At 71.2% G+C, this 20,868-nt stretch carries 18 protein-coding genes; 11 read left to right on the forward strand and 7 right to left on the reverse strand.

What is annotated here, in order from left to right:
• The first annotated feature begins 67 nt into the window (after positions 1 to 67).
• Entirely contained in the window at positions 68 to 895 is an 828-nt protein-coding gene (locus OG331_RS46420) for a class I SAM-dependent methyltransferase (protein ID WP_406209015.1), read from the forward strand.
• Positions 896 to 1,139: 244 nt separating this feature from the next.
• Positions 1,140 to 3,233 carry a SpoIIE family protein phosphatase gene (locus OG331_RS46425; RefSeq protein WP_406209018.1) on the forward strand — a complete coding sequence of 698 codons (2,094 nt, stop codon included), beginning with the start codon at positions 1,140 to 1,142 and terminating at the stop codon, positions 3,231 to 3,233.
• A 51-nt stretch (positions 3,234 to 3,284) separates the two neighbouring features.
• Here the strand turns inward: OG331_RS46425 and OG331_RS46430 are convergent, their stop codons facing one another.
• Complete coding sequence (locus OG331_RS46430; protein ID WP_328884024.1) at positions 3,285 to 4,709, reverse strand: Gfo/Idh/MocA family oxidoreductase; 1,425 nt, start codon at positions 4,707 to 4,709, stop codon at positions 3,285 to 3,287.
• A 301-nt stretch (positions 4,710 to 5,010) separates the two neighbouring features.
• On the opposite strand from OG331_RS46430, the gene OG331_RS46435 reads away from it, so the two are divergent.
• Complete coding sequence (locus OG331_RS46435; RefSeq protein ID WP_406210784.1) at positions 5,011 to 5,847, forward strand: endonuclease/exonuclease/phosphatase family protein; 837 nt, start codon at positions 5,011 to 5,013, stop codon at positions 5,845 to 5,847.
• A gap of 52 nt (positions 5,848 to 5,899) precedes the next feature.
• Here OG331_RS46435 and OG331_RS46440 read toward each other — a convergent pair whose 3' ends face one another.
• Entirely contained in the window at positions 5,900 to 6,277 is a 378-nt protein-coding gene (locus tag OG331_RS46440) for a MerR family transcriptional regulator (protein WP_328884025.1), read from the reverse strand.
• 117 nt (positions 6,278 to 6,394) lie between these two features.
• On the opposite strand from OG331_RS46440, the gene OG331_RS46445 reads away from it, so the two are divergent.
• Positions 6,395 to 7,468, forward strand: a complete 1,074-nt coding sequence (locus tag OG331_RS46445) for an alkene reductase (protein ID WP_406209021.1) — start codon at positions 6,395 to 6,397, stop codon at positions 7,466 to 7,468.
• A gap of 28 nt (positions 7,469 to 7,496) precedes the next feature.
• On the opposite strand, the gene OG331_RS46450 is transcribed toward OG331_RS46445, so the two are convergent.
• From OG331_RS46450 to OG331_RS46460, 3 genes are all read right to left on the reverse strand, one after another.
• Positions 7,497 to 7,952: an SRPBCC family protein gene (locus tag OG331_RS46450; RefSeq protein WP_406209024.1), complete on the reverse strand. Its 456-nt coding sequence runs from the start codon at positions 7,950 to 7,952 to the stop codon at positions 7,497 to 7,499.
• Positions 7,953 to 8,139: 187 nt separating this feature from the next.
• A complete protein-coding gene (locus OG331_RS46455; RefSeq protein ID WP_406209027.1) occupies positions 8,140 to 9,483 on the reverse strand; it encodes a carotenoid oxygenase family protein in 1,344 nt (447 codons plus the stop codon).
• Entirely contained in the window at positions 9,480 to 10,799 is a 1,320-nt protein-coding gene (locus OG331_RS46460) for an MFS transporter (RefSeq protein ID WP_406209031.1), read from the reverse strand. Before OG331_RS46460 ends, OG331_RS46455 begins: the two co-directional genes overlap by 4 nt.
• A 173-nt stretch (positions 10,800 to 10,972) precedes the next feature.
• Between OG331_RS46460 and OG331_RS46465 the strand changes: the two genes are divergently transcribed.
• A complete protein-coding gene (locus tag OG331_RS46465; protein ID WP_406209034.1) occupies positions 10,973 to 13,639 on the forward strand; it encodes an AAA family ATPase in 2,667 nt (888 codons plus the stop codon).
• Here OG331_RS46465 and OG331_RS46470 read toward each other — a convergent pair.
• Entirely contained in the window at positions 13,601 to 13,975 is a 375-nt protein-coding gene (locus tag OG331_RS46470; RefSeq protein ID WP_406209037.1) for a DUF2255 family protein, read from the reverse strand. The genes OG331_RS46465 and OG331_RS46470 overlap by 39 nt on opposite strands.
• A gap of 107 nt (positions 13,976 to 14,082) precedes the next feature.
• On the opposite strand from OG331_RS46470, the gene OG331_RS46475 reads away from it, so the two are divergent.
• Complete coding sequence (locus OG331_RS46475) at positions 14,083 to 14,283, forward strand: hypothetical protein (RefSeq protein ID WP_406209040.1); 201 nt, start codon at positions 14,083 to 14,085, stop codon at positions 14,281 to 14,283.
• A gap of 60 nt (positions 14,284 to 14,343) precedes the next feature.
• Here the strand turns inward: OG331_RS46475 and OG331_RS46480 are convergent, their stop codons facing one another.
• Entirely contained in the window at positions 14,344 to 16,083 is a 1,740-nt protein-coding gene (locus tag OG331_RS46480) for an FAD-dependent monooxygenase (RefSeq protein WP_406209043.1), read from the reverse strand.
• 233 nt (positions 16,084 to 16,316) lie between these two features.
• Between OG331_RS46480 and OG331_RS46485 the strand changes: the two genes are divergently transcribed.
• The 5 genes from OG331_RS46485 (at position 16,317) to OG331_RS46505 (ending at position 20,866) form a co-directional block, all read left to right on the forward strand.
• Positions 16,317 to 16,739: a PPOX class F420-dependent oxidoreductase gene (locus OG331_RS46485; protein WP_406209046.1), complete on the forward strand. Its 423-nt coding sequence runs from the start codon at positions 16,317 to 16,319 to the stop codon at positions 16,737 to 16,739.
• A 90-nt stretch (positions 16,740 to 16,829) separates the two neighbouring features.
• On the forward strand, positions 16,830 to 17,639 hold the full coding sequence (locus OG331_RS46490) for a MerR family transcriptional regulator (protein ID WP_406209048.1): 810 nt from the start codon (positions 16,830 to 16,832) through the stop codon (positions 17,637 to 17,639).
• A complete protein-coding gene (locus tag OG331_RS46495; RefSeq protein WP_406209050.1) occupies positions 17,636 to 18,658 on the forward strand; it encodes a BtrH N-terminal domain-containing protein in 1,023 nt (340 codons plus the stop codon). The genes OG331_RS46490 and OG331_RS46495 overlap by 4 nt, the downstream gene beginning before the upstream one ends.
• 86 nt (positions 18,659 to 18,744) lie before the next feature.
• Positions 18,745 to 19,254: an SRPBCC family protein gene (locus OG331_RS46500; protein WP_406209053.1), complete on the forward strand. Its 510-nt coding sequence runs from the start codon at positions 18,745 to 18,747 to the stop codon at positions 19,252 to 19,254.
• The gene (locus OG331_RS46505; protein WP_406209056.1) at positions 19,247 to 20,866 is read left to right on the forward strand and encodes a phytoene desaturase family protein; all 1,620 of its coding nucleotides are present in this window, start codon (positions 19,247 to 19,249) and stop codon (positions 20,864 to 20,866) included. The genes OG331_RS46500 and OG331_RS46505 overlap by 8 nt, the downstream gene beginning before the upstream one ends.
• Positions 20,867 to 20,868: the final 2 nt, after the last annotated feature.

Here is a 20,868-nt window from a genome sequence, read left to right on the forward strand (position 1 = left end):
CGGTCATGATCAGGGACATTGAGTCCGGCGAACCCTGTCGCACCCTCGATGCCGCGCGGGCGGCGGCGTGACTGCCGCAGCAGGAGGGGGCGCCCAGGGCGGCGGCCGTTACGGCGAGGAGGTCTTCCGTCCCGAACAGGCGGGGGAGGGCGAGCGTATCGATTTCGGTGCGCTCGCCTACGACGACCTCACCATGGGCCGGCTGCGGGCGCTGGGGGTCGGCCCGGGCTGGCGCTGCCTCGACGTGGGCGCCGGAACGGGCACGGTCTCCCGTCGGCTCCTGGGCGAGGCCGGAGTGGACAGCGTGCTGGCCGTCGACCGTGACGTACGTTTCCTCACCGAACGGCCCGCACCCGGACTGGATGTCCTGGAAGCCGACCTCACGGCCCCGGACTTCGTCCCCGGCACGTTCCGGCTCGTCCACGCGCGCTTCGTGCTGATGCACCTGGCCGAGCACGACCGGCTGATCGCAGCACTGGCCGAACTGGTCGCGCCCGGCGGTGTGCTGGTGCTCAGCGACGCGGTCGACCTGACGAGCGACCGGACGCCCGGCACGCCGTACACCCAGGTGATGCGGGCGATGTGGCAGGGGCTGGGGACAACCATCGGCACCGATGTCTCCTGGGTGCCGTCGTACCCGGACCTGCTGCGCGGGGCCGGGCTCGTGCCTGTCGCTGCCGAGATCCATGTGCCGCCACTGGTGCCGGGCAGCCCCATCAGCCGCTTCTGGGCGGACACTTGGGAGCGGAGCAGAACGGCGATGCTCGCGACCGGCCTGGTCGACGACGCGGGTATTGATACGGCGATCCGCTACCTGGGCTCGCAGGAGTGCGCCGCGCTGTCGGCCGGCATGCTCACCGCGTGGGGATGGAAGCCCGAGGCGGGAAGGGCGTAGGTACGCACTCCTTCGGTGCCGCCTTGAGCGCCGCTTTCACCGCCATGGACTCCGCGACCTCGTCGGCCGCGGCACCGGAGAGCGGAGAGCCGGAGAGCCGGAGAGGGGGAGAGGGGGAGCTGGTCGGGGGGCAGACCGGTCTCCGGCGGGCCGTCTGCGGGTGCGGTCCTGCCGACCGTGGAGCACGCTGGGACATGGGGCAGCCGTACCCCCGAGCGATCGCAGTACCTCGGAGGTGGGTCCCGTGGCGCACAGGGATCCCGGCGGGCGCGTCGACGAGGCAGCCGCCCTGATGCTGGAGGCGCTGTTCACGCAGTCCCCGGTGGGGCTCCACCTCATCGACACGGACCTGCGGGTGCTGCGCGTCAACACCGCCACTCCCGGCATGCGGAACCTGTCCATGGACGACCTCCGGGGGCGCCCGGTCCGTGAGGTCTACAGCCTCGTGGACGACGACGTGGAGGCGCTTCTCAGGGGCGTACTCGACACCGGGGTCCCCGTGCGGCAACGCATCGTCCGGGCGCATGTCGAGGGGGATCCGCACGAGCGGAACTTCGAGGTCAGCGCGTTGCGCCTGGAAGGCTCCCAGCGGTCGGTGCTCGGGGTGGCGGTCACCGCGGTCGACGTCACCGAACGGGAGAGAGGCCTGGCCCGCACCAGGATGCTCGACGTGGTGCGGGAGCGGGTGGGACGCACGCTGGAGCCGGCCTTGATCGGCGAGGAGATTGCCGCGGCAGTGGTCCCCGCGTTCGCCGACGTCGCCGTCGTGGACGTGGTGGACGCCGTGCTCCGCGGCGATGATCCCCCTCTCGTCCCGCCGCCCAACGGCACGCACGTCATACGCACCGCATTCCACGGCGCCGGCAGACGGCCGCCGCCTGCCCGTTCGGTGGGCGACGTCCGCCGCCTCGCAGGTCCGACGCCCTTCACCCAGGCCCTCGCCGACCTGAGCCCGAGGGTGGTCCAGTTGCAGCCGGACACTCCGTGGCTGGCCGCCGATCCCGCACTCGCGGAGGCGATCCGGTCATCCGGAGCCCATTCCCTCCTCGTGGTTCCCCTGACGCTGCGCGACACCGCCCTCGGGATCGTGAGCCTGTACCGGACGGAGCACTCGCCGGCATTCGACGAGGACGACCGCGCTTTCGCAGTCGAGTTGGCCACGCACACCGCACTGTGCATCGACAACGCACGGCGCTACACGCGTGAACACACGATCGCCGCGACGGTTCAGCGCCAACTGCTGCCCCGTCGGCCGGAGGCCCACGCCTGGCTGGAGACCGCCTATCTCTCCGTCACGGGTGCCGATCCCGGTGCCTGGTACGACACCACCACGCTCTCCAGTGCCCGCACAGCGATCGTTGTCGGCGAGGTGTCGGGACGCGGTGTGCACGCGGCCGCGATCATGGGACAGCTCCGCACCGCCGTACGCTCCCTGTCGGTCTTCGACCTCACCCCCGACGAGCTGCTCGCCCGTCTGCACGACACGGCGGGGCGCCTCGCCGCCGAACGGGCTCACCTCCCGCTCAGCGACCCGCTGCGCCAAGAAGCGCTCACCGCCGACTGTGTGTACGCGGTCCACGACCCTCTGACCGGCACGTGCACGATGGCGGCGGCCGGCCGACTGGCCCCCTTGGTCGTACGGCCGGACGGGACGGTGTCCCTCCCCGGCGCACCGGCGGGGCCCACGCTGGGGAGCACGGAGGGCGCGCCCTTCGCGGCCGTCGAGATCGACGTACCGGCCGGCAGCGTCCTGGTGTTCGCCAGCGACCCGCTCCTCACTTCGTATCTGGCCGAATTCCCGGGCCCGTTGGCCACGGTGTCCGAATACGCCGACCGCCCGCTCCAGGAACTCGGCGACGCCCTCGTCTACTCGCTACCGGCGGATCTGGGCGTCAGTGACGCCGCGGTGATCGTCGCGCGCACCCGGGCGTTCCCTGCCGACCGGTGCGCCGCATGGCCGCTGGACCCCGAACCGGCGTCCGTGGCCGACGCCCGACGCCGTACGCGCCTGCAACTCGCCGAGTGGAACGTGGATGACGAGACCGCCTACAACATCCAGCTCATCGTCAGCGAACTCGTCACCAACGCCATCCGGTACGGCAGATCACCGCTCGAACTGCGACTCATCCATGACCGCACCCTGACCTGCGAGATGCGGGACGCCGGCTCGGCCGCCCCCCACCTGCGCCATGCCGCCACGGCCGACGAGGGCGGGCGAGGCCTGTTCATCATCGCGCAGCTGGCTCAGGCATGGGGGACCCGCTTCAGCACGCTGGGGAAGACGATCTGGGCCGAGCAGGCACTGTCCGGCACCACTGGGTCCGAGGGCTCGGTCTGATGGCCGTTGACGCTGCGCCGCGCCGATCGAAGGCCTCGGCGCGGCGTGAGGTCAGCCGACCGGTGGCATGTCCGTGGGGCTGGAATCCAGTCCCGGGCGTTTGGCGGACCAGGCGCCGCGCGTGAAGTCCGGGATCTCGACCGGGCGGCCGTTCCTCGCCAGGGACGCCGCGCTCAGCGGGACCGCCGAGCACCAGGCGGCGGAGTCGTACACGTCGATGTCGGGTACCAGCCCTGCGCGCATCAACTGGACGGTGCGCCACTGCAGGACGTAGTCCATGCCGCCGTGGCCGCCGTTGTTCGCGGCGTCGTCACCGACCTTCTGCCACAGCCAGTGGTCGTACTCCTTGCGGTAGTCGGCGAAGTCGCGCCAGGTGTGGCCGCCGTGATCCGGTTCGAGATAGACGCGCGCGCCGGTCGGGGCGGGCCCGGTGTAGTCCTCGACGATCCCGCGGCTGCCGGCGAGGGTGTTGATCCTGCTGTACGGCCGGGGCGAACTCACCTCGTGCTCGGCCCGGATGATCCTGCCCTTGTCGGTCTCGATGAGGCAGGTGACCAGGTCACCGTTGATGTACGTCTCTTTCCAGGACGGGTGGTCGCGGGGGACGAAGCGTTCGCGGTAGTCGGCCAGTCCCTTCGGGGCGGTCGCGGTGGCGGCGAGGGTGGTCATCCGGTCGCCGCGGTTGATGTCCATGGCCGCCGCGATCGGGGCCAGCCCGTGCATGGGATAGAGCGACGCGGTGCTGCGGGTGTGCCACAGCCGCCGCCAGGAGTCGGTGTAGTACGTGTCGGAGAACAGGAGTTCACGCAGGTCGTGCTGGTAGCCGCCATGGCCGTTGGTGATGTCTCCGAACAGGCCGGCGTGCGCCATCCTCAGCATGGCCAGTTCGTTGCGGCCGTAGCTGCAGTTCTCGGCGAGGAGCAGGTGCCTGCGGGTCCGCTCGGAGGTGTCGACCAGGTCCCACAGCTCGCGCAGTTCGGTCGCGATGGGGAGTTCCACCACGGCGTGCCTGCCGCTCAGCAGTGCGGCTCTGCCGTGCTCGTAGTGGAACTCCCAGGGCGTTGCGATGTACACCAGGTCGATGTCGTCGCGCCGGAGCATCCGGGCGTAGGAGTCGGCTGATCCGCCGTATTCGGCGGGGCGGGGCTCGCCCTTGCTCACCAGCCGGTCGGCGGCGCGGCGCGCGCGGTCGGCGCGGATGTCGCAGACGGCGGTCACGGTGCAGCCGGGCACGGCCGCCCAGCTCTCGACCATGCCTCCGCCGCGGTTGCCCAGGCCGATGACACCGACCCGGACAGTTCTGTGGACCTGGAACGGCACACCGATCATCGACTTCTGTCCGGGACGGCGGCGGGGCACCTGTCCGGTCGCGGCGGCCGCGGCCGGGGCCGCGGCGGTCATCCCGACCGCGGCCGCGCCGGTGGCGACGGCTCCGCCCAGGAGCAGTCGGCGTGAGACAGCGGGTGTTTCGGACATGACGGCAACACTCCTCGCTGAGGTGGCTTGCATCACTGCCGGGGCACTGTGGGGACTGTCGGGGCATGACTCTGCGGGCTTCGACGGTTCATGTCAATACGTGCTCGATAGAGAGCAGTTCCGAGCAGGAACAAGCATGAGTGGGTGGTTGGCAGGGTGGTTGGCAGGCCGTCGGTCCGGTCGGCACGGGGCTGGGCAAGGAGCCTGGTGAAGAAGCGGAAGCAGGTGTTGCTGACCACTCCGTCCCATAACCTCGTGTGTGGAGACGCCAGATGCCGTGGGCATCCGGATCGAGGAGGCGATGATGTTCGGAAGGGGCACGCAGTTGTTCGCGGCCGCGGTGATCGTCGCCTGCATGGTGCTCGTCGGCCCCAGTGCACCGAGCGGTGCCCTCTTCGCCAGGTCGGTGCCCGTCGAAGCCGTCAAGGACGTCGTCCCGAACCGGGTCATGACGTGGAACATCTGCAACCCCTGCGAGGTCGGCAACGTCGACCGGGCCGCGGAGATCGCCGCGTACGCGCCCCAGGTCATCGGCCTGCAAGAAGCGTGCGTGCGTGACGTCGAGAGGATCCGGGAGTACCTGGAGAGCCTGCACGGGCTGGTCTACCACGTCGAGTACGGGACGGTTCTTCGAAGTTGGGGCCGCTGCGGAGGAGTGCCGTGGAATCCGGGCGCCTACGGCCAGGCGGTCCTCTCAGCTGCACCGATGACGGACGTGGTCAACGTGGAGTACCCCGACGGAGGATCCGAGGACCGTGGGTACATGGCGGTCACCACCATGGTGGGCGGCCAACCCACCCGCGTCTTCAACACCCACCTCGCCCATCGGCGTCAGGAGGAAGTCCGGGCGGCCCAGGTCGGCGTGGTGGCCGCGGAGGTCGCCCGGCACGACCGCGCCATCGTGGTCGGCGACTTCAACGCTGTTCCGGACGCTGCCGAACTCGCCCGGATGTGGGGCCTGGCCGCGGATGCGGACCCCCAGTGTCATCCCTCTCCCGTCGGCACCTGCCGGACGACCACGGACTGGCACAGCAAGTTCGACTACATCTTCCTGCGAGACATCGTCCCGCTCGAGCACCGTGTGCATCCCAGCGCGTACTCGGACCACCACTTGCAGTACGCCGACCTGGACGTTTAGGGACCGTCTGCACCGCTCGACCGCGATACTCAATCCGGCCTTCAGCCCTGGGTCAGCCCGTCGCGGCCGACTTCAGGCGCCTTCGGTGGGCCCGGTTCGTGGCCATCAACGTGTCGAGGGCTTCGCGGGTGCGGATGAGGTCCTCGATGTGCTCGGAGAGCCGGTCGCGCTCCTCCGCCATGCGTTCCAGCGCGGCGTCGGACGTCTCCTCGCTGGGTGAGTCGACGCAGGGCAGCAGTTCGGAGATGGTCCGGCTGGACAGGCCCGCGGCGTACATCCGCTGAAGGAACGTGACACGGTCGACGTGGTGCTCCGAGTAGTGCCGCTGCCCGCTGGCGCTGCGGGTGCTCGAGAGCAGGCCCTGTTCCTCGTAGTAGCGCAGGGATCTGACGCTGACTCCGGCCCGTGCCGCGAGCTCGCCGATACGCATGCCGCCCCTCCCCGTTGTGATCCGGAGCACAACCCTTGCCTCTGACGTCAATGTCAGGTTTTAGCGTAGCCGACGTGCCCGGATGCGGGGCACGACCGATGACGAAGGAGACACGACGTGACGACCCTTTTCTCCGGTTACCGGCTGGGCGCCCTGGCACTGCCCAACCGCGTGGTGATGGCGCCGATGACACGTGTACGGGCTGCCGCGGGCGGACTGGCGACGCCGTCGATGGCGCGCTACTACGCCCAGCGGGCCACGGCCGGCCTGATCGTCACCGAGGGGGTGCAACCGAGCCTGGTCGGGCAGTCCAACCCTGGCACTCCGGGGCTGTACACCGACCAGCAGGTGGCCGCCTGGCGTCCGGTGACCGACGCGGTGCACACCAACGGCGGCCGGATCTTCGCCCAGATCATGCACGGCGGACGTGTCTCGCACCCCGACACCACCGGTATGCAGCCCGTCGGCCCCTCGGCCGTCGCGGCCGTCGGTGAGGTGTTCACCCCCAACGGACCGCTGCCCGCGCCGACTCCGCGCGCCCTGGACACGGCAGAGGTGCCCGAGCACGTCCAGTCGTACGCGGACGCCGCACGCCGTGCCGTCGACGCCGGTTTCGACGGTGTGGAACTCCACGGCGCCAACGGCTATCTGATCTCGCAGTTCCTCTCCTCCAACGCCAACCTGCGCACGGACCGGTACGGCGGCTCGGTGGGCAACCGGATCAGGTTCGCCGTCGAGGCGGCCGCCGCGACCGCCGAGGCCATCGGCGCGGACCGGACCGGTATCCGTCTCTCCCCCGAAGGCGCCTTCTGGGGCATCGAGGAGACCGACGTCGCCGAGCTCTACACCGCGCTCCTGACCGAGCTGTCCCGGCTCGGCCTGGCCTACGTCCACCTTGAGGCCACCACCGACGAGGAGACGCTTCTCGGCCTGCGCCGGGCCTGGTCCGGCACCCTCGTCATGAACCCGGTTCTGCCGATGGGCCCGAAGCAGACCGGCCAGGCCGACGCCGACCAGTGGCTGAACCTGGGAGCAGATCTCATCAGCTTCGGGCGCGCTTTCATCGCCAACCCCGACCTGGTGGAGCGTCTGCGCACCGGCCTCCCGATCGCTCCGGCCGACGACGCGACGTACTTCCAGGGCGGCGACCACGGCTATCTCACGTACTCGGCGTACCAGCACTCGGCATAGCCACGAAGGGACCGGCGTCTTCCAGGCCCTACTGCGTTGCCGTCTCCGCCGCCTTCTTCAGGGCATCGAGCCAGGAAGCGAGCGAGTCGTCCAGCGCCGCGGCGAGGTTGTCCCGATCGGCGTCGATCGGAGCGCCCGCCCAGGATTCCCGGGTACGGACCACGATGTCGTCGCCGTCCTCGGTGAACGTCCACTCGTGCACGCCGGTGATGCCGTGCGCGGGGCCGCCCCACAGAATGCGGTGCCGCTCGGCGTCGACCGCGTAGATGGTGGAGTCGATGGTCAGGCCCGCGGTCGCCCAGTGGAAAGTGCTGCCGGGGGCGATGGGGCCGTCGAGCCGGGCCTCGGTGATGGCGTGCTGCCAGGCGGGCCAGGAGGCGATGTCGGTGTGCAGGTGCCAGACCCGCTCGAGGGAAGCGGCGATCCGGATGGAGTGGTCGGCGACGATGGGGGCGTTCTCGTCGATGGCCGTGGGGTAGGTCATGGCAGTTCCTCTGTGTCGGGGTGCCCGGGCCGCCGTGGGGGAGTGGGCGGCGGCCCGGGCTGCTGGGGAGGGTCGGGTGTTGTATGGCGGAGTGGGGGAGCCGGAGGCCTTGGCCTCCGGAGGGGGCCGGCGGTCCGGGCCGTATCGGTGAGGCGGCGGACCGGGTGACCGAGCCGGGTCGGGTGGGTCAGGCGGGCAGTTCGGCGTCGGGGATCCAGTGGCCGTGGATGCCGGCGGGCACCCTGCGGGGGAGTTCGACGGCGGCCACGGTGCTCAGGTCGCTCGCGTCCAGGACCAGCAGTTCCGATGCGTCGGCTGTGAGGTCGCTGACGATGGTGAGCAGGTAACCGTCGTCCTCGCCGGTTGCGCCCTCGGCGGGTGCGAAGACGGCCTCGCCCGGCATCCGGCCCTCGCCGTGCGCGAGCAGCTTCTCCTTGCCGGTGAGCGTGTCGAACTTGACGGTGTGGTAGCCCGACAGGCCCGCGCCGGGGAAGGCGATGGCGTAGCTGTAGCGGTGGGCCGAACCGGTGTGGGCGTCGTTGATCGACGGGAACTCGGTGGCCAGGTCGTTGAGGGACTCGGTGGTGACCTTGCCCGTGGCCGGATCGATGAGCCACCGGTACATGGTCGAGCCGGCGTCGGGGCTGGTGCCGTAGCCGGGGGCACCGACCCACCACTTCCACGAGTTTTCCCAGGCGGAACGGTCGAAGCGCGGTGCTTCGAGGACGATCCGGCCCTGCGCGTCGGTGTAGGCGTTGGCGACGTGCAACAGCGCCGCCTGGTCGGCCACTTCGAACCAGGTGGTCCTGCCCCCGGCGCGCGGCATCACGCCGATGCGCAGCGGGACGTCGTCGTGCCAGCGGTAGGGGATGCCGGAGTGCTCGGCGTGGTCGAAGACGACGGGCGAGTTGATGAAGACCACGTGCTCGCGGGTGATGGCGAAGTCGTGCATGAGCGACGGGCCGGAGCCGTCGACGACCTCCGACTTGACGATGTCGCCGGAGGCGTCGGCCACGTAGTAGGTCAGGTACGGCGCGAAGGGGCTGTAGCTGAAGAAGTGCAGCTCGCCGGTTGCCGGGTCCTCCTTGGGGTGGGCGGTCATCGCGCTGGTGAGCTTGCCGCCGAAGTCGTGCACGCCGATGGTGTCGAGTTCGGCGCTGACCTCGTAGGGAAGGTTGGCCTCCTGCAGGGCCAGGTAACGGCCCCCGTGGAAGATGATGTTGGTGGCGGCGGCGCTGACGTCGAGTTCGGTTCCGGTGAACGGCACGCCGTCCAGGAAGGGTGTGCGCACCCACCGGTTGCGGTACCACTCGGCCCGGCCGTCGGTGAGGCGGATGCCGTGGATCATGCCCTCGCCGCGGAACCAGTGGGTGGGGGTGATGCCCGGTTTGGGGTTGTGGCCGTTGCGGAAGTAGCGGCCGTTCAGCTCGGGCGGAAGGGTGCCGCGCACTTTGAGGTCGTGGCCGGTGATCTCGTCGGTGACGGGGGTGAAGTGGCCGCTGACGTACGGCTTGTCGAGGGTCATGGTCATGCCTTTCGTGTCGAGGGAGTCGAGACGGCCGAGCGGGCCGAGTAGGCCGAGAGGGCCGAGATGAGCAGGGCCAGGGCGGCGCAGGTCGCGAAGGCCGATCCGGGGGAGGGGAGCAGGGTCAGGAAGGACAGGCCGACGGCTCCGCCGATCTGCCGGGTGGCGTTGACCAGCCCGCCGGCCAGGCCGTTGTCGGCTGCCGCAACGCCGGTGGAGGACATCGCGGTGAGCCGGACGAAGGCCACTCCCAGCCCGGCACCGATGAGGAGCGTCGGGCCGAGCAGGTCCACGGGGAAGGTGCCGTGGGCCGGGGTTCGGGACAGCCAGGCCAGTCCGGCCGCGAGGACCAGCAGGCCTACGGGGAGCACATGGCGGCCGGAGACCTTGCCGACGGCCCACGACGAGAGGGTGATCGTGAGGGCGAGGGGCAGCTGGGTCAGCCCGGCTTCCAACGGCGAGTAGCCGAGGGCGCGTTGCTGGTAGAGGGGGAGGAAGTAGAACAGGCCGAGCCAGACGGCGCCCAGCAGAGCCATCAGCACGTTGGGCACCGCCACCACGCTCATACGCGCCGGCAGCAGCGGGGCGGCGCCGCGGCGCTGGAGCACCACGAACACACCGAGCAGCGCCAGCCCGATCACGGCGAGCGGCCACGGGCCCGACAGGCCGTAGGTGAGCGCGACCAGCCCTGCCGTCACCGTCACCGTGCCCACCGCGTCCAGGCTTCCGCCGCGTGGCCGGTCGGCCTCGACCAGCCGCCAAGTGGCAGCCAGGACGGCCAGGGCGAGGGGCACCATCACGACGAACACCGCACGCCAGCCGTACAGGCTGGTGAGCAGCCCGCTCAGCAGCACGCCCGCCGCTCCGCCGGCACCGGAGACCGCGCCCCACACCCCGAGCGCGGTGCCGCGCCGCCTGCTGTCGGGGTAGAGCGTCAGCACGAGGGCCAGCGCCGTGGGCGCCAGCAGCGCGGCACCGATGCCCTGCACGGCCCTGCAGGCGATCAGCACGCTCGCGGTGGGCGCCAGCGCCGCGCCCAGCGAGGAGAGGGCGAACAGGCCGATGCCGAGCAGGAACACGCGGCGAAGGCCGTATACGTCACCCGCGCGCCCGCCGGGCAGCAGCAGCGCGCCGAAGACCAGTACGTAGGCGTTGACCGTCCACGCCTGGCCGGCGGCCGACAGATCGAGCCCTGTCCGGATCTGGGGCAGCGCGACGTTCACGATCGACGTGCTCAGCACGACCAGGAACTGGGCCGTGGCCAGGACCGCCAGCGGTATCCAGCCGGTGGTGGCGGTCGTGTGCGGTGCGGTGCGGGTCATGACTCGACACTCGCAGCGGGCGACTGCCGTTCGCGTCGGTAGTCATCGCCTATACGGCGCCCTACGGGAGACTCTTGAGGGCGGATCACACTCCTCGTCGCGGCCGACGACCGAGTACGACTGAGGGATTTCCCTGATTCCCCCGTCGTGCACGACCGCGTAGGTTGTCGATCATGCCCGAGACATACACGGATGTGCTGATCGGTCGTCAGGACGAGATACGCCGGCTCGACGCCCTGCTTCAGGCGGCGCGTCAGGGCCGGGGCGGTGCCCTGGTGCTGCGCGGTGAGCCGGGCATCGGCAAGAGCGTGCTGCTGCGGCATCTCGATGAGGCCGCGACCGGATTCCTGGTGATGCGGGCGTCCGGGGCGGAGTTCGAGATGGAGCTGCCGTACGCCGCGCTGCACCAGTTGCTCGCCCCTGTCACCGGCCGGCTGACGGAGCTGCCCGCGCCGCACGGCAAGGCGCTGCAGATCGCTTTCGGTCTCGACACCGGCACACCCGATCCGTTCCTGGTCGGCGTCGCGTCGCTGGGCCTGCTGGCGGAGACCGTGCAGGATCGCCCGCTGCTGTGTGTCGTGGACGACGCACAGTGGCTGGACCAGGCGTCCGCCAAGGCGCTGGCCTTCCTGGCCCGCCGGATCTCCGCCGAACGCATCGCCCTCGTGTTCGCGGCGCGCGAGCCCAGCCGCATGCCCGAACTGGACCGGCTACCCGCCCTTTCACTGCAGGGACTTGGCGAAGCCGATGCCCGCGCGCTGCTGGCCGCGGCGGTCCGCGCCCCGTTGGACGAGCGGGTGCGCGACCGGATCCTGGCCGAGGCGCGCGGCAACCCGCTCGCGCTGCTGGAGCTTCCCAGGACCGCCGGTCTCGCCGGGATGGCGGGCGGTTTCGCCCAGCCGGACTCGGTGCCCGGCGTGATCGAGCAGAGTTTCCGGTCCCGACTGGAGCTACTGCCGCCGGATGCCCGGCTGCTGGTGACCGTCGCCGCCGCCGACCCCATCGGTGATCCCGGGCTGCTGTGGCGTGCGGCCGCACTCCTCGGTGTCGACGCGGCTGCCGCCGAACAGTCCGTCCCGCTGGTCGAGTTCGGCACCCGGATCCGCTTCAGCCATCCCCTCGCCCGCTCGGCCGCCTACCGCGCCGCAGCCCCGGAGGAGCGGCGCCGGGCGCACGAGGCGCTGGCCGCCGTGACCGACCCGGTCGCCGATCCCGACCGACGGGCCTGGCATCGCGCCCAGGCCAGTGCCGGCCCCGACGAGGAGGTCGCCGACGAGCTCGAGGTCTCCGCCACCCGCGCCCAGGAACGCGGCGGCCTCGCCGCGGCGGCGGCCTTCCTCGAGCGCTCCGCCGCGCTCACCATCAGCCCGGTCCAGCGCGCCGAGCGGGTCCTCGCGGCCACCGCGGCCAAGCTTTCGGTGGGCGACTTCGACACGGCGGCCGCCCTGCTCACCACCGTCCCCACCGACGAACCCGGCCAGGCCGCCAGGGCCGATCTGCTGCGCGGGAGGCTGTCGTTCGTCCGCCGCCGCGGCGACGAAGGCCCCACCGCCCATCTCCTGCGCGCCGCCGCCCGGCTGGCGGCGACCGACCCCGGCTGGTCGCGGGAGTGCTACCTGGACGCCATCGAAATGGGCCTCCTGCTCGGCGGCCTCGACCAGGTGGTGGAGACCGCAGGAAAGGCGGTCCCGCCGCCGGGCGATCCGGTATCGAGCGCGGCGGCGGTCCTGACCGGCCTGATCAGCCTCGTCAGCGACGGGCATGCGGCGGCGGGGGAGATCCTCAGGCCGGTCCTCGGCGACACCGACGACCAGGTGTGGGCCAGACGTCCGTCGCTGGGCTTCATGGTCGCCACCGAACTGTGGAACTTCGACGCCCTGCACGCCATCGCCACCCGTGCGGTCACGGCCGGCCGCGAATCGGGTTCCTTCCACGCGCTGCCCATCGCACTGGCCATGCAGGCCACCGCGAACGTCCACACGGGCGACTTCGGTACGGCGACGGAGCTGATCTCCGAGGAGGAGGCGATCGCCGATGCCACCGGCGCGGCCCCGCTCGTCTACCCGCGCCTGCATCTCGCGGCGCTGCGCGGACGACACAAGGAAGCCGCCGAACTGTTCGCATCGGTGGACCACCGGATGAGCCTGAGCGTGCAGTGGGCGACGGCCGTACTCCACAACGGCCTGGCCGACTATCCCGCCGCGCTGAAAGCGGCGAAACAGGCCATCGAGTACGGCGCCGTCGGCACGGCCGGCCTTGCCCTGCCCGAACTGGTCGAGGCCGCCACGCGCTGCGGCGACACCGATGCCGCCGCCGCGGCCCTCGCCTCCCTCCAACAGCGCACGCAGGCAGGCCGCCACGGATGGGGACTCGGCGTCGAGGCCTACGCGCGCGCCCTGGTCACCGAGGACGAGTCCGCCTACCAGGAGGCGATCGCCCTGCTCGACGACAGCGCACTGGTCGTCTACCGGGCCCGCGCACATCTGCTGTACGGGGAGTGGCTGCGCCGCCAGGGCCGACGGCGTGACGCCCGGTCCGCGCTGCGGCTGGCGCACGAGCCGCTGTCCGACCTGGGGTTGGAGGCCTTCGCCGAGCGCGCCGCCGGCGAGCTGCGCGCCACGGGCGAGCAGGCCCGCAGCCGCACGTCGAACGCATCGGACCAGTTGACGATGCAGGAGGTGCACATCGCACGCCTGGTCGCCGACGGCGCCACCTCCAAGGAGGTGGCGGCGAAACTGTTCCTCAGCCCGCGCACGGTCGACGCGCACCTGCGCAACATCTTCCGCAAGCTTCAGCTCACCTCACGCAGGCAACTGCGAGACCTGCCGGGCATCCGTTAGCCGCAGTGTGGTGGCCGCCGCCTCGGGCCCGTTCATCGACTCCACCGGGCCGGGCCACCGCAGCCCGTACTTGGCCCGATAGGCATCGGAGACGCGCCGGACGAGCCCGGGATCGTCCACCGGCCGCAGGATGACGGTCCGCCGGACCCCGGCCACCTCCACCTGCGTGTCCGCCTGCCGCAGGACCCGCCGGTACCAGGCGCTGCGCCGTCCGAAGGCCGAGCGGACATACGCGTTCCCGTCGACCACCACCACCCAGACCGTCCTGGCCGACCACCGGCCATCCGCATGCCGTACCCGCAAGTCGATCTCCGCCGCGTCCATGACCGTGTTCATGGACCCACCTTCACCGTGCCGGCACTACCTACGCGTCGGTGGTCATCACCTACATAGGCGGGCTTCGCCGACGCGAGAGTGGCGCTCTCGGAACGAGGGTGAGTGCCATGACGAACACCGACATGTACCTCGCAACCGACACGGCCTCGAAGAAGAACAAGGGCACCAAGAAGAGCAAGACCCAACGGCGCGCCGCCAAGGCACTGGCGTACTTCGCCCTGATCTTCACCGGGCTCGCGGTCCTGGCCGAGCCGTGGCTGCTGATCCCGGTCGCCGCGCTGATGCTGGCGATCGCGCTCTGGGACTGACCTGGGCGCCGGGGCGTCGCGCGTCAGAATGGCGACTGTTCCTCTCCGCGTCCCCTGAAGCTACGGCAGGTGGAAGACGCGTCCGAGTGCGTCTGCCAGCGCTGGCACGGTCCCGGGTGCAGCCAGCGGTGACAGCCGTGCGCTCAGGTATCCGTCCGGGCGGATGAGAAAGGCCGTCGGGCCGTCGACGCCGTAGAGCTGCTCGAACTCCGCCGCGCCGTCGCTGAAGGCGGGCAGGTGCGGTCCGTTGGCATCGCTCTGTGCGCGGGCGGCTTCCGCCGTGTGCTCGTGCCGGGTGACGACGAACGCGGTCACCTTGCCGCCTGCCAGCCGGTGGACGGTGGCGGCGGCCTCGCGGCACGCGGTGAGTGCGTCGGCCGAGTCGGCGTAGAGCACGAGGACGTGACCGCGGTCGCGCAGCAGGTCATACAGGCGCAGCGGTGTCGCGGCCACGCCTGCGACGAGGTTGCGGCAGTCGGGAGCCCGCTCACCCGGCCCCGGCCCCTTGCCAGGCCCCTTCCCCGGACTCGGCCTTGGCGATTCCGAGGCGCCGTTACCTGCCGCTGCCGCTGCCCCCGCGCCGCCGGCCGCGACCACCGGACTGTCCGGGTAGGCAACGAGCAGCTGCGCCTCGCGCAGCATCACCGTCGTCATGTCCTGCGAGGGGGCCCGGATGCCCTCGGTGGCATGCCGGACGGTGCGGCCGACCACTTCCTCGCCGACAGGCCGGCGCTCGGCGTCATAGCTGCCGAGGAGCTGGTGACGGGCGTCGCCCGCCAGCGTCAGCGCCAGCTTCCACGCGAGGTTGTGGGCGTCCTGGATACCGGTGTTCATGCCCTGGGCGCCGGTGGGCGGGTGGATGTGCGCGGCGTCCCCGGCGACGAAGACCCGGCCGACGCTGTACCGGTCGACGAGGCGGTGACTGATGCGGAAGACCGACGACCAGCGCAGGGCGGACGCGGTGGTGGGCTGCGGGGCCAGCCGGTCGAGGACCGCCTGGACGTGCTCGATGCGGGGCGCGCGCCCGCCCTCCAGCCCATGGGCGACCGTCTCCGGCGAGGGCCTCCCACGGGTGCCGTCGCGAGCCGCCGACAACTCATCGGGTGCCAGCATCGACATGCGGTAGCGGCGATCGCCGGGCAGCGGGATGCAGACCAGGACATCGTCGACACGGCCCCCGGCGTCGTGGTGCACGGCCCGCACCCCGTAGCCCTGGGGAAGGCTCCAGTCCACCTCCACATCGGCGAGCATGTACTCCTCGGCAAACGCACCCCCCTCGAAGGCGAGTCCGAGCTGCTTGCGGACGGTGCTGTGCGCCCCGTCGCAGCCGATCAGGAAGCGTGACCGCAGCTCCTGCTGGGTGCCGGATGCCGTGACGATCCGGCTGACGACCCCGTCCTCGTGCTGCGTGAACCCCACCAGCTCGGTGCCCCGCTCGATCCCCGTACCGAACCGGGCGAGATGTTCCTCGAGGATCCGCTCCGTCTCGTACTGGGGCAGGGCTGCGAAGACGTACGGGACCTGGGGCGGCAGCCTCAACTCGATGCGGGCCTGTTCGACACCGTCGGCGTACATCAGCTGTCCGCGCAGCGGCACGGCGACCTCCAGAGCGGCGCGCACCATGCCCATCCGGTCCCAGATCTCCAGGGTCCGCGGCTGGACGCCCACCGCCTTGGCGTACGGCAACCGGGCCAGAAGCCTGTCGATGAGCCGGCAGGCGACACCCTGACGCCGCAGCTCCGCGGCCGCGGTCAACCCGACAGGTCCCGCACCCACGATCAGCACGTCCGTGTCCACCACAGGCCTCTCCGACCAGAAGAGCCTCCTGCTGCCTTGCCTCCATCGTCCACCGTCGGCACGGGACGAGCGACTCAACAGGGGCACCGAAGGGCAGCGACTCAACAGGGGCACCGAAGGCCGCTGACACGGCGCTGTCGCTGCGGATCGGCCCGGTCCGGCGTGACCAGCGCCGGGAAACGGGCACACGACTGATCAAAGAGATGGTCCCGCCCGAACGATCCAAGGAGCACTTGATGTCCAAGCCGCCGCTGCCTTCGGAGGCCGTGGAATTGCTGCGCCGAGCAAACCCGTGCGTGATGGCGACGCTGCGTTCGGACGGCACACCGGTGTCCACTCCCACTTGGTACCTGTGGGAGGACGGCCGCGTCCTGATCAGCCTCGACGAGGGCCGCGTCCGCCTGAAGCACCTGCGCCGCGACCCGCGCGTGACGCTCACCGTCCTCGACGGCGACGACTGGTACACGCACGTCACCCTGATCGGCCGCGTCGTCGAGACGCACGACGACGAGGGCCTGAAGGACATCGACCGTATCGCCACGCACTACATCGGCAAGCCCTACCCGGACCGTGTCCGGTCCCGCGTGAGCGCCTGGATCGAGGTCGACCGCTGGCACGGCTGGGGCGCGATGAAGGACAGCGACCAGGCTTCCGGCTGACAACCCGCCCGCAGAGGAAGGCGGCGGCGACCCCGGGCCGTAGTCGCAAGGGGTGGACCCTCCCCCCGTGGGAGGGTCCACCATGATGGCGTGCGGGACGAACTTCTCACCATCGGGCGCTTCGCCCGACTGTGCCGGCTCAGCGTCAAGCAGCTGCGCCACTACGACGAGACGGGGCTGTTGGCCCCGGTCCACGTGGACGCCGGCTCCGGCTATCGCTACTACGCGCCCGAGCAGGCACGCGACGCCCTGACCGTCGCCCTGCTCCGGGACATGGATCTTCCGCTGGCCGTGATCGCCCGGGCCCTCGCCGCCGAACCCGAGGCCAGGGCACGGATACTGCGCGCCGAACGGGACCGGCTGGCCGAACGGATCAGCAAGGACCAGGCACGGCTGGAGATGTTGGAGCGACTGGCAGAACGCGGCCTGCCCGGCTACGAGGTGACGATGAGTCAGGAACCGGAACGGCGCCTGGCCGTCGTACGCGCGGTCTGCACCCCGGCGGAGATCGGGGAGAAGGTCGCAGAGTGCGTGGCACGGCTGCTGCCCGGGCTCGGCCGGGCCGGGGTCGCCTGGGAGCCGCCCCTGTGGGCTCTGTACCCGCTGGACCTGCAAGAGCCCATGGAGATCGCCGTGGGAGTCCGGACGCCGCCGGGGGAGGCGACGGCAGTGGTTACGGACTTCGAGGTGTTGCCCGGCGGACCCGTGGCCGAGACCGTGCACGTCGGCCCGTACGCACAGCTGCCCCTGGCCTACAACGCCCTCTTCGCCGCCATCCACGAGCGCGGGCTGCACCCGAAGGCACCCGTACGCGAGTCCTATCTCGTCGGCCCGGCCGAGGCGCCGCCGGAAGACCTGCTGACCCGGCTGATCATCCCGATCCAGGAGAGCACGCCATGACATTGCCGGACGTCGACTCCCGCGGTACGCAGCACTGCGAGACGACAGCTCTGGGAGTGCTGCTGCGTACCCAAGGGCTCGATCTGTCCGAGCCCATGCTCTTCGGCCTAGGCTCGGGTCTGTCCTTCGTCTACTGGGACAGCAAGAGGATGGCCTTCCCTTTCCTGGGGGGACGAGTGAAGCCCTTCGACCTCACCAGGAACCTGGCCTCAAGACTCGGGCTGGAGCTCGTCGTGCGGGAGACCAGCTCCCCCCGCAGGGCGTGGGAGAACGTGGCAGCCCCCATCGACGCGGGCCACCCCGTCGGACTGCAGCTCGACAGTTTCCATCTGGACTACTTCGGGTCGAAGGTGCACTTCGGCGGGCATGTCGTCGCCATGTACGGCTACGACGACCACGACGCCTACCTGGTGGACACCGACCAGCAAGGCGGAGCGGTGACCACGAGCCTGGCCGGCCTCGCGCAGGCAAGAGCCGCACGCGGCCCGATGACCGCCAAGCACCGGTCCTTCACCCTCTCCGTTCCGACGGACCTGCCCTCCCCTCAGGTCCGGATCACCGCCGCCATCACCGCCTGTGCCGACGCCTTCCTCGACCCGCCCATCGCCAACCTGGGCCACCGCGGCATCGAGAAGGCCGGCAAGCTGGTACGCACCTGGCTCCAGCGCACCGACGCCCCGCAACGGGACCTGCCACAGGCCGCGCTCCTGATGGAGAAGGCCGGCACCGGCGGCGCACTGTTCCGCAACCTCTACCGCGACTTCCTCGCCGAGTGCACCGACCTGCTCGACAGCGGTCACCTGCGCACCGGGCACAGGCTGTACACCGAGGCGGCCACGCTGTGGACGGAAGTCGCCGCACTGATCACGAAGGCCGGTGAATCAGGCGACACACAGTGCCTCGACCAGGCAGGGACCGTCCTGCGCGATCTCTCCCGCATCGAGCGCGAGGCCATGCAGTCCCTGAGCCGGCTGACCGTGCCGGTCCGGAGTCCGACACCTCCCGCAAGAGCCGATTGAGGTCGATGGAACCGGTTCGACCCGTGATGCGCGGGCACTCGGGCGTGACCGACGGGCAATCCGGTCGAGGCACCCTGGAGGTCTCCGTGGCCGTTCGTCACCGTCTGATCCAAGTCGGTCCGAGTGCCGTGTGGGCCGTCCTCGCCGACGGCAGCCGGTACGCGGAGTGGGTGGTGGGGACCGCGCGGTCCGAGCCGCTTCGCGGGCGGTGGCCGGACACCGACGCCGCGATCCGCTACGAGGTCCGGCTCGGCCCCGTCCGGCTGTTCAACGAGACGGTCGTTCGCCGCTGCGAGCCCGGCGTTTCCATGGAGCTGGAGGCTCACGCCGGCGTGCTGGGCACGGCACGTATCGCGATCGAGCTGCGGTCGTGGGGAAAGAAGTGCCTGGTGCTGGTGGACGAGCACCCCCTCCAGGGAGCGGGCGGCCGGCTGCACAACGTGGGCTTCGAGGCGCTGATCCAACTGCGCCACCGGGCCATGCTCGCCCGCCTCGCCCGGCTCTGCGAGAGCGAGGCGCAGGACGTTCGCCGCGCCCCACAGGGGGCACCGGCCGCTTCGGCGGCGTCGGGCATGGATGGAGCCGGTCGTGCCTGACGCCGTGGTGATCGGCGCCGGCCCCAACGGATTGGTGGCCGCCAACGTGCTGGCGGACGCCGGGTGGAGCGTCGAGGTGCTGGAGGAACAGCCGGAGCCGGGCGGCGCCGTGCGCCACGACCGCGGCGTCGACCCCGACTTCGTCAACGACCTCTTCAGCTCCTTCTACCCGCTCGCAGCCGCCTCGCCGGTTCTGTCCGCCCTGCGGTTGCAGGACTACGGGCTGCGGTGGAGCCACGCGCCCAGTGTGCTGGCGCATCCCCTCACCGACGGCCGCTGCGCCGTGCTGGACCGGCACGTCGGCGCCACCGCGGCGTCCCTCGAGGCCTTCGCGCCGGGCGACGGAGCCGCCTGGCAGCGGCTGCACGGCGTGTGGCAGCGCATGCAACCCGATCTCCTGGACGCTCTGTTCACCCCCTTCCCGCCCGTCCGAGCGACGGCGCGGCTGGCGTTCCGGCTGCGGGCCGCGGGCGGACTGCGTATCGCACGCTCCCTGGTACTCCCGGTGCGCCGCATGGGGGAGGAGGAGTTCCGCGGCCAGGGCGGCCGGCTGCTGCTGGCCGGCAACGCCCTGCACGCCGACCTCGCCCCGGAGTCGGCGGGCAGCGGCGGCTTCGGCTGGCTGATGGCCATGCTCGGACAGACGTACGGATTTCCCGTGCCCGTCGGCGGCTCGGGCGCCCTGACTCAGGCCCTGATCCTGCGCCTGAAGGCCCGCGGCGGGCGGGTCCGCTGCGGGCAGCGCGTCGAGCGGATCGTCGTCCGCGGCGGGCGGGCCGTCGGTGTGCGGACGTCCGTCGGCGACGCGGTGCCGGCACGCCGGGCGGTGCTGGCGGACGTGTCGGTGCCGGCCCTGTACGGCGAACTCCTCGAACCCGAGCATGTGCCCGATCAGCTCCTGGACGACCTGCGTCGTTTCCAGTGGGACTTCGCCACGTTCAAGGTGGACTGGGCGCTCGACGGCCCGGTGCCCTGGGAGGCCGATCAGGCGTCCCGCGCCGGCACCGTGCACCTCGCCGACGGCATGGACGAACTCACCCGCTTCGCCGCGCAGATCGCGATGCGGCAGGTTCCGGACCGTCCCTTCCTGCTGTTCGGCCAGATGACCACCGCCGACGCCTCACGCTCCCCGCTGGGCACCGAATCGGCCTGGGCCTACACTCACGTTCCCCGCGAGATCGGCGCCGACGCCGCCGACGAGGGCCTTACCGGGCGCTGGGACACCAACGACCAGGAACGCATGGCCGACCGGGTCGAACGCCAAGTCGAACGTTTCGCGCCCGGCTTCCGCCATCTGATCCGCGCCCGCCGCATTCTCGCGCCCCCGACCCTGGAGGCCCTCGACGGCAACCTGAGCGGCGGAGCCATCAACGGCGGCACGACCGCGATCCACCAGCAGTTCGTCTTCCGGCCCGTGCCCGGCACCGGGCGACCCGAGACCCCCGTCCCAGGGCTCTTCCTGTCCTCCGCCGGGGCCCACCCGGGCGGCGGCGTGCACGGCGCACCGGGAGCCAACGCCGCCAGGGCCGCCCTGCACCGCCACCGGCCACCCGGCCTCGCGCGCGCCCAACGCCTCCTGAGCCGACGTGACCGCACCGGAACCGCACGCTGACT

It is taken from the genome of Streptomyces sp. NBC_01017 (genome assembly GCF_045162795.1).
Lineage (GTDB): Bacteria > Actinomycetota > Actinomycetes > Streptomycetales > Streptomycetaceae > Streptomyces > Streptomyces machairae.

Coding starts and splice junctions, on each gene's coding strand:
- OG331_RS46430 (WP_328884024.1), bottom strand. CDS start 4,709: ATGTCCGAAACACCCGCTGTCTCACGCCGACTGCTCCTGGGCGGAGCC.
- OG331_RS46435 (WP_406210784.1), top strand. CDS start 5,011: ATGATGTTCGGAAGGGGCACGCAGTTGTTCGCGGCCGCGGTGATCGTC.
- OG331_RS46440 (WP_328884025.1), bottom strand. CDS start 6,277: ATGCGTATCGGCGAGCTCGCGGCACGGGCCGGAGTCAGCGTCAGATCC.
- OG331_RS46450 (WP_406209024.1), bottom strand. CDS start 7,952: ATGACCTACCCCACGGCCATCGACGAGAACGCCCCCATCGTCGCCGAC.
- OG331_RS46455 (WP_406209027.1), bottom strand. CDS start 9,483: ATGACCATGACCCTCGACAAGCCGTACGTCAGCGGCCACTTCACCCCC.
- OG331_RS46460 (WP_406209031.1), bottom strand. CDS start 10,799: ATGACCCGCACCGCACCGCACACGACCGCCACCACCGGCTGGATACCG.
- OG331_RS46465 (WP_406209034.1), top strand. CDS start 10,973: ATGCCCGAGACATACACGGATGTGCTGATCGGTCGTCAGGACGAGATA.
- OG331_RS46470 (WP_406209037.1), bottom strand. CDS start 13,975: ATGAACACGGTCATGGACGCGGCGGAGATCGACTTGCGGGTACGGCAT.
- OG331_RS46475 (WP_406209040.1), top strand. CDS start 14,083: ATGACGAACACCGACATGTACCTCGCAACCGACACGGCCTCGAAGAAG.
- OG331_RS46485 (WP_406209046.1), top strand. CDS start 16,317: ATGTCCAAGCCGCCGCTGCCTTCGGAGGCCGTGGAATTGCTGCGCCGA.
- OG331_RS46495 (WP_406209050.1), top strand. CDS start 17,636: ATGACATTGCCGGACGTCGACTCCCGCGGTACGCAGCACTGCGAGACG.